Here is a 13,159-nt window from a genome sequence, read left to right as displayed (position 1 = left end):
CAGCCACCGGTGGTGGCCGCCGCGGCCACGAGCGGTTCCGTGATGAAGCCACCGACGGGCCTCTGCTCAGATGCGTCGGACGGATCACTGCTCATGTCCGCTGCTCTCCGATCATTGATTCGATGGGCACTTACTTAAACAAGTATCGAATCAGTGTGATCGTCGTGTCAATGGCAGCGGTCGGGTTCACTCCCCCACAGCCACCCGACCGCGTTCCCGCACCCCGGCGCGCACGCTGACGGCCGCCAGAAAGGCCCTGATGAGCGGGTGGATGCCGGTCGGCGTGGAGGACAGTTCGGGCTGGAACAGGCTGCCGATGAAGAAGGGGTGGTCGGGCAGTTCGACAGCCCTCGGCGCCTTCTCCGCGTCCCAGCCGCTGATCCGGAGCGGACCGGACCGCAGCTCGTTCTCGTAGGCCGGGTTGAGACCGTACTTGCAGTGATAGGTCTCCACCGCGGACTCGCGCCCCGGATAGACGGAGGCGAGCCGGCTGTCGGCGGCGAAGTGGAGTGGTGCGGTCTCCCCTACGAGGGAGCAGGCCAGCGGGACGATGAGCGGGGTCGTGGCATCCGCGTCGTACTGGACGTCCTCCGCGTCCCTGATCCCCAGGACGTTGCGGCTGTACTCGATGAGCGCGTGCTGGAAGCCACCGCAGGTACCCAGGTAGGGAATGCCTGCCGTACGGGCGGTGCGGATGGCCAGCAGGGCGCCGGCCTGGCTCACGTAGGGAGAACCGGGTATCACCCAGATCCCGTCGTACTCGGCGACGGCGTCGGTCACCGCCGCGCTGGGAAGCCAGTCGACCTCCACACCGAAGTGCGGAACCAGTTCGTCGAACTTGGCGTGAGCGGGTACACGATCGCTGCGGTCACCGACGAGGGCGAGTCTCGGCCGGGAAGTCATCAACGTGCCTCCTTTGGCGGCGGAACAGGCATGTTCTGGTGCTCTCTCCGTGCTACGGACGTACCGTCACCACAGCGCGCGGCCGGTCATGCCGGGCGTCGGGCCGGCCCCGAGGAGCGACAGCACGCTGGGAGCGATGTCGGCGAGCGTGGCGGCCCCTTGCGGGCGGTCCACTTGCTGGCCCTCCGCCGGGACGAGCACGGCGGGCACGGGGTTGGTGGTGTGGCCGCCGTAGGGGCGGCGGACTCCGTCGGAGTCGGTGAGCATCTTCTCCGCGTTGCCGTGGTCACCGACCAGGAGAACCCAGCGTCCCGTCTCGCTCGCGACACGGCACAGGGCTTCCACGGCGCGGTCGGTGTGTTCGGCGGCCCTGACTGTGGCCGCGTAGTCCCCGGTGTGGCCGACCACGTCGATGTTGGCCAGGTTGGCGACCACCAGCGGCACGTCATCGCGCCGGGCGGCCGAACAGATGGCGGCAGTGACCTGACCGATACTCATCTCCGGCCTGGTCCGGTAGTCCGGCGGCGTGGCATCGGAGATCCTGATGTGTTCCTCCACCGGCGCCACGGTGGCCTCCCTGCCGTTGAGGTAGTACGTCACGTGCTCGAACTTCTCGGCTTCCGCGATACGCACCGACCGCAGACCGCTCTCCGCGAGCCGGGCGGCCAGCCCTCCCCCGGCGTCGGCCCGGTGGACCAACGCGGGTATGGCCGCGTCCGTGTCGTACTGGGCCAGGCTGAGGAAGGTCACGCCCCGGCCCGCCAGATCTCGGTGGAGATGATCGGCGAGCTGCTGGATGCGGTCGCTGCGGAAGTTGGTGAACAGGACGACGTCACCGTCCCGGACCGGGCCGGCCGGCTCGCCGTCACCGCCGGTGACGACACTGGGCTCCACCCACTCCTCGCCGCGTCCGGTCGTCGCCAGGGCCTCCTTCGGCTCACCGATCAGGTGGCCCGCGCCGTCGGCGATGGCGCGGGCCGCCCGTTCGGTCAGCGCGAGGTCGCCGCTCTTGTCCAGGGCGTATCCGCGGCCCGTGACCGTGGCGATTCTTCCGATGCCCGCTTCCGCGGCATATCCCTCGACTGTTTCGAGATAGGTGGCGGCGGTGCCGTCCGCCACGTCCCGGCCGTCGGTGATCGCGTGGATCCTGACCTCGGGAACCGTGAACAGGGCTGCGATACACAGTAGTTCGCGCAGATGGTGCACGTTGGCATGGATCATGCCGTCGGATGTCAGACCGATCAGGTGGAGCGAGCCACCGGTGCGTGCGGCGCCCGCGAGCGCGGCGCTCAGCGTCTCGTCCGATCGCAGGGCGCCGCTGCTGATCCGCTCCTCGACCAGGACGCTGTCGTAGGGGACGGGCCGTCCCGCTCCGATGACGATGTGTCCGATCTCGGAGTTGCCGACCGTGCCGGGCAACAGGCCGACGGCACTGCCCGACGCCTCCGCGAGGACAGCGGAAGGGGTGCCGAGCAGCCGGTCGAGACAGGGGGTGTCGGCCGCCGTGAGAGCGTTGGCCTCGCCCGGCTCCGCGTGCCCCCATCCGTCGAGGACCAGCAGGATGCCCGGTCGCGCCGCGCTCACAGGGTGCTGGTGGTCGGGTCGGCGAGGGTGTCCAGCTTCTGCCAGAAGGTCGGGAAGGACTTCGCGACGCACCCCGGGTCCTTGATCACCACCCCCGGCGTACGCAGTCCGGCGATGGCGAAGCACATGGCGATACGGTGGTCGTCGTAGGTGTCGATGACGGCTCCGTGGGGCGTACCGCCGGTGATGGTCAGCGCGTCGGCGTGCTCCTCGACGGTGATGCCCATCTTGCGCAGTTCGGTGGCGACGGCGGCGATCCGGTCGCATTCCTTGATCCGCAGGCTGGCGATGTTGCTGATGTGTGTGGTGCCTTCGGCGAAGGCCGCGACGACGGCGAGTGTCGGGACCACGTCCGGCATCGTCTCCATGTCGATGTCGATGCCGCGCAGTTCGCCTCCCGTCAGGGTGATGGAGTCGTCGGCGATGTCCGCCGTACATCCCATCCGGGTCAGAGCGGCGACCAGGCCGACGTCCCCCTGGTGCGATCCCGTGCCGATGCCGGGAATGGTGACGGTGCCGCCGAGGACGGCGGCGGCCGCGAGGAAGTAGGACATGCCGGAGGCATCGGGTTCCACCTGGACCGTGCCGCCGCGCAGCTTCTGGCCCGCGGCGACGGCGAACCGGGTGTAGCCGTCCCGTTCGACGACGACGCCCATGTCCGCGAGCGCCGCGACCGTCATCTCGACGTACGGCTTGGACACCAGTTCGTCAATGACGTGGATCTCGGTGTCCTGCTCGGCGCGCGTGGCGTTGATCAGCAGGCTGGAGGTGAACTGGGAGCTGACCGCCCCGCTGATACGCGTCGAGCCACCGCGGAAACTCGGGCCGGTGACCCGGACGGGCGGGCTGCCGTTGCCCTTTACGGCTTCGGCAGTCACTCCGACGCCCGGCAGCGCTTCGAGCAGGGAGCCCATCGGCCGCTCCTGCATGCGGGGGGTCCCGGTGAGGACGGTGGTGCCCTCGGCGTGCCCGGCCATGGCGATGAGGATACGAATCGGGGTGCCGGCCGCGCCGACGTACACGTCCTCCTCCGGGGCGCGCATGGCGCGGCCGGTCGGTGTGACGGTGATGCGCTCCGCGGCCGCGTCGACGTCCACCTCGACATGACCGAACCGGGTCAGTGCATCGGCGAGATACCGGGTGTCGTCACAGACGAGAGCACCCTCGATGACGGTCGGCTCGCCCGAGAGCGCCGCGAGGGCGAGGTAGCGGTTGGAGTAGCTCTTGGAGCCGAGCACCTGAACGGTCTTCCGGAAGGCGCTCAGGGGCCTGATCGTGACACTCTCGGCCTTCAGTCGCGGATCGGTCTCGACAGGACTCAACGCGTCTCCCCATGGTCGTTGGCGTCGAACGCCAGTGGCAATCGGGAAGAGCTTGCGGGGTCGCGCCATGGTGAGGACAGCTCCCGGTGAGGCAACAAGTTGCCCGGCAACTACCTGTCGCATCCGCACCATTGGCCGATTTCGATCACCCAACTGGCCCCCGACCGTGCTAACTTCAAGAAATTCGAAGCACCAGCACATCTGGGGGGACGGATGTCGCAGCCGCTGGGACTCGACGAACTGACACATGCGGTTTACCGCTTCGCACTCGGCCGGCCTGGCTGCTCGCCGGACGACTTGTTCAGCGGTCTCGACGCACCCCGGGACGACGTCCGGCGGAGCGTCGACCGGCTCCTGGAACTCTCCCTGCTCCGCCCCCTGGCCGGAACGCTCGTCCCGGCGAGACCCTCTCTCGCCCTGCGAACCCTGCTCCAGCAGCGGCAGGCCGAGATCATGAGCAAACAACAGGAGTTCGCCGACATCAAGGACGTCGTCGACCAGCTCGCCGAGGAGTACGAGGTCGCTCAACCGTCGACGTCGCACTCCGGCTGGGAGCGTTTGGAGTCACAGGCCGCGGTACTGGCCCGTATGGAGCGGCTCGCCGGCCGGGCGACGGTCGGGTGCATGTCCCTGCTGCCCGCGGAGACCGTCGGGGAGGAGGTTCTGCTCGCCCGGCGCCCCCTCGACCAGCACATGCTGGAGCGCGGTCTCTCCGTCTGGAACATCCATCTGGAGAGCGTCTACAACGACCGTGCGGCCCTCGGCTACGCCCGTTGGCTGGCGCGCGACGGCGGACGCGTGGGCACGGTTCCGACGCTGCCGACGTGGCTCGTCGTCTATGACCGCGCCACCGCTCTGGTGCCCATAGATCCCAGGAATCCGGCGGCGGGAGCCGTCCAGGTCAGCGGGGCGGGGTTCCTGGCAGGCCTTGTGGCGCTCTTCGAGCGCCTCTGCGAGACCATGAGGCCACTGGACTCCCTGTGCGGGGGTACGCAGGACCAGCCCACCCCCATGGAGAAGGAGATTCTCCGCCTGATGAGCCAGGGACTGACCGACGACGCCGTGCGGAAGAAGCTCGGAGTCGGTCTGCGCACCGCCCGCCGCATGATCGCGGACCTGATGGAGCGCTTGGACGCCCGCAGCAGGTTCGAGGCCGGAGCCAACGCCGTCGATCGCGGCTGGCTCAGCCCGTGCGCCTGCAGCAGCGACCGCCCTCAGCCGTCCCGAGAGGTACAGCCGTCCACGTCAGCCATCGGAACTGCAGGGTCGCTGCGCATCGTGTCGCGCATCTGAGGGCCACGCCCGATCGTTGCGGAGAAGGTGACCCGCAGGCTCAGACCGCGCAGGCCTCGGGCACCGTGTCCACGGCGAGGAGTCCGGAGAGAATTCCGAGCTTGTCGCGCCGGGCCCGGTAGTAGACCCAGGTGCCGCGACGCTCGGAGGTCACCAGACCCGCCTCCCGCAGGATCTTGAGGTGGTACGAGATCGTCGGGGCGGAGAGGTCGAAGGGGCCCGTCAGGTCACAGACACAGACCTCGTCACCGGCGGCCGACGCGATCATCGAGAACAGGCGGAGCCTGATCGAGTCACCCAGCGCCTTGAACATCTTGGCCATGTCCGAGGCCCGCTCAGCCTCCAGTGGCGCGGCGGTGACGGACGGGCAGCAGGGCTCTGACGTAACTACTTCCAGGCTTGACACGGCTCCAGTTTTACAGCGGTCTAATCATTGTGCAACCAGCTCGCGGCGGGGTGGACTCGCGCGGAGGGAACCCGCCGGGCCGGCCGAAGGGCTCAGGAAGGGCTCTTCGTGACCCGGCAGGCGAAGCACTTGTATGCCTGCTGTCCGGAGAGGTTGTCGTAGTACTGGTCGTCGACGAGGGCGTTCACCGCCTCGTACCGGGTGCCCCCGAGGTCTTCGGCGAGATGCTGGGCGGGGCCGAAGGTGTTCGGAATGAACACGGTGTCCTTGCGGATGCCGGGCCAGTACAGAGCCGTGGCCGTCACCTTGCCGCGCGGGCTCTCCACGACGACCTCGTCGCGGTCGTCGATATCCAGTCGGCGGGCGGTGTCCGGGTGGATCTGCAAAAAGCGGATCCCGTTGAGCCGGGCACCGGTGGGTGTCCAGTGGGTGACCGTGGCGAAGTGGGCCACGCCGGGCCGGCCGGTCATCCCCATCAGTGGGTATCTGCGGTGCACGTCCCCGTTCCCCTTTACGCCCAGCTTCACGGGGTGGGTGAGGGCCTGTGGGTTGACCGGGCTGGTGACGAAACGCTTCTCGTACGCGAGCGTCGGGTGCGCACCCGTCACTTCCGGATGAGTGTAGAAGTCGGGGAGAGCCCGGTGGCCGGCAACGGCGAGCCCTTGGTCGAGCGCGCGGGTGTAGATCTCGATCTTGCCGCTGGGGGTGAGGAATCTCTGCCCCGGAGCACCACCGAGCGACGCCGCGGCCGCGTACCAGGACGGATGGTCCTGGTAGAGAGCGCTGACGCCGGGATGGCGCGGCGTGGGGCAGGGCCAGCGCAAGGGCTCGGTCCGCTTGCGCATGCGTGCCTCCGTCATCCCGCCCATCCCCGGGGTGTTCCTCACGAACTCGGCCCACAGGACGGAATAGTCCTTCCAGGCACGCGGAAACGCGTCGGCCCAGTAGGCGGAGCCCCTTCGCTTGTCGTTGCGGCCCAGCGCATGGGCCAGTTCGATCCAGATCTCCCAGTCCGGCCTGGATTCGCCGCAGCGGGGTACTGCGGCCTGCTGCCAGCGGATCGCCCGGTCGTCCCGCCGCATGTAGACCCCGTCGTACTCGAGCGGGGAGCTCACCGGCAGCACCACGTCCGCGTAGTAGGCGGCCTCTTCCATGAACAGGCCCGTGTAGACGTAGAAGTCCAGCCGGCGGTAGGCCTCCTTGACCCTGTCCGTGTTGGCCGAGGAGACGAGCGGATTCCCTTGCGTGATGAGGGCCTTGAGGCGGTAGGGGCGGCCTGTGAGTACGGCCTCGGCGAAGTAGTCGGGGCCGACGGGGAGGGCCTGGCCGGGATCCGGGGTCCGTACGGTGAGAGCCGGCAGATGGAGGTCTCCGGGCCAGGTGTTGTGCATGAAGTTGCAGCCGGCCCCGAGCTTGCCGATGTTGCCGGTGACGGCCGCCAGGAACGTGAGTACGCGGTACGTGTCGAAAGCGCCCAGCTGGTGGGAGATCCCCGCGTTGCAGAAGAGCGCCGCGGACCGGGCGCTCGCGTAGTCGCGGGCGATGCGGCGGATGGTCGCCGCCGGGACCCCGGATACGGCGGCAGCCCACTCCGGGGTGTAGTGGGAGGCCGCCATGTGCGCCTTGAGTTCGTCGAAGCCGACCACCCAGCGTTCGACGAATGCGCGGTCGTGCAGGTTCCCGTCGAGGATGTGGTGGAGCATCCCCAGAGCCAGGGCCAGGTCGGTGTGGGGCTTGGGTGCGACCCAGTCGTCGGCCGCGGCGGCGGTAGGGGTCCGGCGCGGGTCGACCACCACCAGCCGGGCGCCCGTGCGGGCACGGCCGCGCAGCAGGTAGTCGAAGGTGACGGGGTGGGTCTCGGCCTGGTTGGTGCCGAGGAAGAGGTAGTAGTCGGCCGAGCCCAGGTCGTCCTTGCCGGTGGCGCCGTCCGTGCCGTACCCGTTGGTGAAGTTGCCGAGGCCGAAGGTCGCCTTGAGAGCGTTGCCGCCGGCGTCGTTGCACACGGGCCCGACGTCGGTGTTGTTCGGGCTGCCCAACAGGGTGAACACCCTGGCGACCAGGGAGCCGGTGCCCCGCGGCAGCCGGCCGGTGGTCCGGTTCGCGATGGAAGCGGCCTCGCCCTTGTCCCGCAGGGTGAGAAGCTGTCGGGCGATGACGTCGAGCGCCTCGCTCCACGTGGCTGTCCGGAAGGTGGAGTCCTTCGAGCCCTTGCGACCACCGGTACGGATCAATGGATGCGTGAGGCGCAGAGGGTTGTGCGCCAGCTCCGCCATCATGGGGGCCTTCACACAGATGTTGCCGTTCTGCACGGGGTCGTCGGCGCCACTTCGTACGCCGATGACGCGGTCGGCCCGTACGTCGATGGAGAGGGAGCAGTTCGAGTTGCAGAACTGGCAGGCGCTGATCACCGTCCTGTCTGGCTCCATCGCTGCCGAGCCCTCGGTGAAGTCGAGCGACTGCGTCCCGTCGGCCGTGGAGGCGGGTGCGCCGAGGGTGGGCCGGCCCGTCGCGTCGGCGGACGGCGTACCCACCACCAATGCCGCACTCGTGAGCGCGGCCCCCTGGACCAACTGCCGCCTGCTGACTGGGGTGTTGCTTTTCGCCACGTCCGACTCCCCCTGAGGTGTGTGAGGCGTGGTGAGCCTAGGGGCGAGGAACGGTGACTGTCTAGATATTCATCTAATCAACTGGTTACAGTGGCGTGACACTTCAGGGCGGGTCACGCCCCACGTCCCCATGCCCTGACGCCCTACGTCAGTTGCGCGAGCCGAGGCGAAGAAGCGCGCGGAGGAACTCAAGGAGGTGGACATGGATCGGTGCACCCGCACAAGGCCCACCGTGGGCGCCGACGCCCGACCACGCCCGCCGCAACGGGACGGCTCACCTCGTCCGGCCGGCCGAGACGGTGCGGACGAAAACCGGCGTGCTCCTGGCCCTGCTGCTCCGCCTCGGGCAGGTTTCACGGCGCTGGACGAAACGGCTCGCCCATCCGCGGGCCGACGGGGGCCGCGCGCCACTGCGGGCCCTTCGCCGCTGGGTGAGTGCCGAGGCCGTCGTCGGACTGTGCGTGATCGCAGCCACCACGGCCCTCGCGTCCACGCAGCCGGCACGGACTCGATCCGCGGCCGCAGCTCGCGCAGGCATCCGCCGCGGTCTCCCTGGAGGCCGATTTCGATACCGGCGGGCCCAAGGGCGAAGGCTCCGCCGGCATGGTGGTGGACCCGGGGCGACGCGGGCCGAACGCCGTACGTGTGACGCTGACCGCCCAGGACGGTAGCCCCTTGGACGCACCGGAGATCCACGCCTCGCCGATCTCGCGATCCGGATCGATCGGCCCCTTGCCGGTGCCGGTCGAGCGGGTGTCCGCAGGGCATTGGAGCGTCTCCGGATTCCAGGTGCCGGTCGCCGGCTCCTGGGATCTGTCCCTGACTGTGCGGACCTCGGAATTCGATCGGACCACCGTGCGGGAATCGTTCGACATCCCGTGAACCGGTGGACCTGGCGGCACTCGGCATGAGAACATCAGCGCATGGTGACATCAGTTGACAGTGATACCTTACGGGCACTGGCGGATCCCTTGCGCTGGCGGATCGTCACCCTGCTTGCCCGGGAGTCCCTGTGCACGACTCACTTGGTGGACGAGACCGGGGCCCGGCAGACCAACTTGTCCAATCACCTGAAGGTGCTGCGTGAGGCGGGTGTGGTCGAGACGGAACCGTGCGGCAGGTGGACGTACTACCGCCTGAAGCCGGAGACGCTGTCCGGTCTGGCCGCCGAACTGGCCCGGTTGTCGGTGCTGGCCGAGGAGACCGCCGACTCCGGCCGTACGCGCCCCTGCTGAACCGAGGGCGCCGTGCGGCTGCCGACAGGGCGCCGGACAGCCGCACGGGCAGGGATAGGTGCAGCAGGGGACGGATCAGGAGGGCACGGCGACCAGACTCTCCGCACTGGGCAGTTCGAGCCGGACCGTACGGTCGCAGAGCCGGTCGACCTGCGCGGGATCATGCGATACGAGGAGCACGGTACGGCGCCCGCGCAGCGCGGCCACCGACTCCTCCACCGTGTCCCTGCTCCGTTCGTCCAGGGCGCTGGTGGGCTCGTCGAGGAGCAGTGCGGCCGGCTCCAGGGCGAGCGCCCGCGCGAGGCAGAGACGCTGGCGCTGTCCGGCGGACAGCGTCTGAGCGGGAGAGTCCAGCCGGTCGCGGACCTCCTTCCACAGACCCGCCTCCTTCAGCGCCTGCTCCGCGCGGTCACCCAGGACTTCGCGCGGGGCGCGCATGACATGGCGCAGGCCGAACAGCGCGTTGTCCAGGATGCTGCCGCCGAAGACAACAGGCGTCTGAGGCACCAGGACCACCTTGGCCCTGAGGTCCGCGTCTCCCTTGCGCGAGGCGACCGGGCGCCCGGCCACTTCTATCCGGCCCTCTCTGGTGAGCCCGGCCGGAAGGAGGTCGACCAGGGCGCGCAGCACCGTGGATTTGCCGGCGCCCGACGGTCCGCACAGGCCGGTTGTCGAGCCGTGCTCCACCTCGAAGGAGACCGGCCCGACCAGAGTCTTGTTCCGATCCCGCACACGGAGTTCCCGCACGGTGATTACGTGGTCCATCGTTCTCCTTCGAAACGGTTGCGCAACGCGACCGCCAGGCTCAGCAGTACAGCGGTGATGAGCACCAGAACCATGGCGCTCCCCCATGCCTGCGCGACGGCCTGGGGATCGCCGGAGTCCTGGGACAGGGTGAAGATGTGCGTAGGCAGGGCCTGTACCGGCGACTCCACGATGCCGCCGGGCAGCGCGGGCGCACCGAAGAAGACTGTGGCGGTGAAGAGCAGCGGTGCCGTCTCCCCCGCCGCGCGCGCCAGCCCCAGCAGCAGTCCGGTCAGTGTGGCGGGCCAGGTGTACGGGACGACGACGGACCGGATGTACTGGGCACGCGTGAGCCCGAGCGACAGCGCGCTCTCCGTCATCTCCGGCGACAGGCTCCTGACACGCGCGCAGGTCGGTAACGCAACCATGGGCACGACGACCGGAACCAGTACGAAGGCTCCGGCGAGCCAGGATCTCCCCCAGCCCATCGCACTGCAGAAGATCACGAACCCGGCCAGGCCCAGAAGAATGGTCGGCGTCCCTCCCACGACGACCGTCAGCGTCTGCAGCACCCGCGCGGTGCGGGCGGAGGCATGGACGCCCAGCAGGACCCCTGTGCCGAAACCGAGGGGCAGAGCGATGAGTCCGCAGGTGACGAGCAACAGCAGCGTGCCCAGGATCTGGTCACTGACGCCCCCGCCGGCCGCACCGGTGGCGGAAGTGAACCAGAACGAAGGGCTGAAGGCGGCATTGCCGCGTGTCGCCAGCACGGCGAGCATGCCCAGCAGCAGGAGCGCAGGAAGCCCCAGCGCACTCAGCCGTACGACGGCGACGAACCGGTCCGCCTGAACGCGGCTCCGGCCGGCCGACTGCCGACCGCGGAACCGTGCGACGCTCGCGGGCCGGGACGTCCCCCGGTTCCCCCACACCGTGGCCAGGGCCACCAGCGCGAGGAGGATGAGCCCGAGACCGCACAGTGAGGCGAAGTAGGTGCCGGAGGTGCCTGCCAGAACGGGCTCCGGTCCTGCCAGCTTCGTCGTCAGTGTCTGGCCGGGGCGCACCAGCGAGTTCAGCAGCTGGTCGAACGTGCCGGGAAGCCGCCCGTCGGCCCTTCCCACCACCAGGAAGACGGCGATCGCCTCACCGAGTGCTCGCGCGAGGCCGAGCAGTACGGCCGCCCGCATACCGGGCCGCGCCTTCGGCAGAACCGCCGAGCGAATGACTTCGCGGCGGGTCAGCCCCAGCGAGAAGGCTGCCTCGCGGTCGCGGTCGGGGACCGCGGCCAGGGAGTCCACGCTCACCGCCACGATGGTAGGCATGATCATGACAGCCAGGACCATGCCCGCAGCGAGCAGGCTGTCCCCGCCCGGCACATCGGCGATGCTCCCGACGAACGGCCGGATGAGCAGAATACCGATCAGCCCATACACGATGGAGGGCACGGCGGCCAGCAGCTCCACACTCATACGGAGAGCGCGAGCCGCACGCCTGGGCAGGTACTCCGAGAGCGCGACAGCAGCTCCCCAGCCGACGGGCACCGCCAGGACGAGCGCGATGACACACACGACGGCCGAGCCGTAGATCATCGCCAGACCGCCGAACACCGAACCGCTGGGATTCCACGAGGACTCGGTCAGCAGGGCCACCCAGTCGACGTCACCTCCCGCGACACCTTCACCGAGGTAGCCGAGGAGCGCCAGCAGCACGGCGACGACGGAGAACGCTCCGGTGAAGAGCCATCCCCACACCCAGGCCGATCGCCGAGGACGCGGCTCAGCCGCGGGTTCCACCGCCGGTCGCCTCTCCTCCGTGATCGTCACCGATCACTTCCCGATCTGCTTGAGCGACAGGTATCCGTGAGGCTCCAGCAGAGACTGCCCCTTGTCGGAGAGCAAGTAGTCGACGAACTTCCTGGCATCCCCCTTCGGCTCGCCGTTCGTGATCAGGTACAGCGGCCTGTTCATCGGGTACTTCCCGGAGGCGATGTTCTCGGGGCTGGCTTCGATGCCGTCCAGCGTCACCACGGCGAGCTTGTTCCGCCCCTCGACGAAGCCGGTGGACAGGGGGCCGACCGCCCCGGGGGTGGACTCCAGCTTGTTACGGGTCTCCAGGTTGCCGCCGACGATCGCGAAGTTGTCCGAGTCCGGCGGCGGCGGGGCCTTCTCGTCCCCGTAGACATATTTGTCGAGAACCTCGCGCGTACCGCGCCCGGGCTCCTTGTCATAGACGAAGACATCGAGTTCCGGACCGCCGAGTTCGGACCAGTTGGTGATCCTGCCCTCGAAGAGGCCCCGCACCTGATCGGCCGTGAGGTTCTTGACCCCGGCGTCGGCGACCGGCTTCGTGACGATGACTCCGACAGCGTCGGACCCGATCTGCGTGGTGACGAAGTCGGTTTCGGGATGGGCAGTCCGGTCCTCTTCGGCGATCGGCTTCGAGCTGAGCGCGATGTCGATCTGACCTGCCGCGAGCTGGGAGATGCCGCCGGCGGATCCTCCCTGGGTGGCGATGGTGATGTTCATACCCTGCGCCTTGAGAGCCTCCGCCGCGTCGGCGGCAACAGGCGCGACGGTCGTCGAGCCGCTCGCCCTCAACCCACCCCCACCGGCACTTGACTCGCCGTCGGCGCATGCCGTGGCGAGGCCGGCCATCAGCACTCCTGATGCGAGGTACACGAGACCGCGCCGGCGCCCGGCGAACCCCCTGCGTATCGCCGCCCCTTGACCCTCATCGATCGAATGCGAACGTGCTGTACGTGACATGCGATTCCCCCAGAGCAGCGCGCCTGATTTGAGGGGAGTCTAAGCAGGTGACGGGGTGCCGGGAAGGATCACCAACTACCGCTATGTGTAACGCTGTTCACATGCCGTTCGCTTGCGGTTCACCTTTTAGTCTGATAGGCGCAGTATTAGACACCTTCAGGTCCGGTGCACCACCACAGAGCCCCCGGGGAACGCGCACGCCCTGCCGCATGGAGGAACTGACGGACGTCGACCCTCCTGAAGTCTCCAGACGGAAAGGCGTCACGGAATTCGCCTCTGGAATCCTGGCCAATCCGGGTTCGCC

At 68.7% G+C, this 13,159-nt stretch carries 11 protein-coding genes; 3 read left to right on the top strand and 8 right to left on the bottom strand.

Annotated elements, in window-relative coordinates:
• Positions 1-186: 186 nt before the first annotated feature.
• The 3 genes from ACK8N7_RS34590 to aroA form a co-directional block, all read right to left on the bottom strand.
• Positions 187-903, bottom strand: a complete 717-nt coding sequence (locus tag ACK8N7_RS34590; RefSeq protein ID WP_403214246.1) for a CTP synthase C-terminal region-related (seleno)protein — start codon at positions 901-903, stop codon at positions 187-189.
• Between the two features lie 66 nt (positions 904-969).
• Positions 970-2,487: a 2,3-bisphosphoglycerate-independent phosphoglycerate mutase gene (gpmI, locus tag ACK8N7_RS34585; protein WP_403214244.1), complete on the bottom strand. Its 1,518-nt coding sequence runs from the start codon at positions 2,485-2,487 to the stop codon at positions 970-972.
• Entirely contained in the window at positions 2,484-3,809 is a 1,326-nt protein-coding gene (aroA, locus tag ACK8N7_RS34580; protein WP_403214242.1) for a 3-phosphoshikimate 1-carboxyvinyltransferase, read from the bottom strand. The genes gpmI and aroA overlap by 4 nt, the downstream gene beginning before the upstream one ends.
• Positions 3,810-4,022: 213 nt before the next feature.
• Here aroA and ACK8N7_RS34575 point away from each other — a divergent pair, with 213 nt between their 5' ends.
• Complete coding sequence (locus ACK8N7_RS34575; RefSeq protein ID WP_500445009.1) at positions 4,023-5,102, top strand: helix-turn-helix transcriptional regulator; 1,080 nt, start codon at positions 4,023-4,025, stop codon at positions 5,100-5,102.
• 40 nt (positions 5,103-5,142) lie between these two features.
• Here ACK8N7_RS34575 and ACK8N7_RS34570 read toward each other — a convergent pair whose 3' ends face one another.
• Together ACK8N7_RS34570 and ACK8N7_RS34565 are read right to left on the bottom strand one after the other, a co-directional pair.
• The gene (locus ACK8N7_RS34570; RefSeq protein WP_403214238.1) at positions 5,143-5,508 is read right to left on the bottom strand and encodes an ArsR/SmtB family transcription factor; all 366 of its coding nucleotides are present in this window, start codon (positions 5,506-5,508) and stop codon (positions 5,143-5,145) included.
• A 92-nt stretch (positions 5,509-5,600) separates the two neighbouring features.
• Positions 5,601-8,114 carry a molybdopterin-containing oxidoreductase family protein gene (locus tag ACK8N7_RS34565; protein WP_403214236.1) on the bottom strand — a complete coding sequence of 838 codons (2,514 nt, stop codon included), beginning with the start codon at positions 8,112-8,114 and terminating at the stop codon, positions 5,601-5,603.
• Positions 8,115-8,717: 603 nt separating this feature from the next.
• Between ACK8N7_RS34565 and ACK8N7_RS34560 the strand changes: the two genes are divergently transcribed.
• Together ACK8N7_RS34560 and ACK8N7_RS34555 are read left to right on the top strand one after the other, a co-directional pair.
• Entirely contained in the window at positions 8,718-8,996 is a 279-nt protein-coding gene (locus tag ACK8N7_RS34560; RefSeq protein ID WP_500445006.1) for a hypothetical protein, read from the top strand.
• Between the two features lie 41 nt (positions 8,997-9,037).
• Complete coding sequence (locus ACK8N7_RS34555) at positions 9,038-9,349, top strand: ArsR/SmtB family transcription factor (RefSeq protein ID WP_403214232.1); 312 nt, start codon at positions 9,038-9,040, stop codon at positions 9,347-9,349.
• A 75-nt stretch (positions 9,350-9,424) separates the two neighbouring features.
• Here ACK8N7_RS34555 and ACK8N7_RS34550 read toward each other — a convergent pair whose 3' ends face one another.
• From ACK8N7_RS34550 to ACK8N7_RS34540, 3 genes are read right to left on the bottom strand one after another with little or no spacing between them, the layout of a single operon-like run.
• A complete protein-coding gene (locus ACK8N7_RS34550; protein ID WP_403214230.1) occupies positions 9,425-10,114 on the bottom strand; it encodes an ATP-binding cassette domain-containing protein in 690 nt (229 codons plus the stop codon).
• Positions 10,102-11,883 (bottom strand): phosphate ABC transporter permease subunit PstC, encoded by a 1,782-nt coding sequence (gene pstC, locus ACK8N7_RS34545; protein ID WP_500445004.1) that lies wholly within the window; start codon positions 11,881-11,883, stop codon positions 10,102-10,104. The genes ACK8N7_RS34550 and pstC overlap by 13 nt, the downstream gene beginning before the upstream one ends.
• A gap of 33 nt (positions 11,884-11,916) precedes the next feature.
• Positions 11,917-12,744: a phosphate ABC transporter substrate-binding protein gene (locus ACK8N7_RS34540; protein ID WP_500445002.1), complete on the bottom strand. Its 828-nt coding sequence runs from the start codon at positions 12,742-12,744 to the stop codon at positions 11,917-11,919.
• Between the last annotated feature and the right edge of the window lie 415 nt (positions 12,745-13,159).

Source organism: Streptomyces griseobrunneus (assembly GCF_046713465.1).
GTDB classification, from domain to species: Bacteria; Actinomycetota; Actinomycetes; order Streptomycetales; family Streptomycetaceae; genus Streptomyces; species Streptomyces microflavus.
Note: the sequence above shows the minus strand (reverse complement) of the source record. Positions and strands in the feature narration are given on the sequence as shown.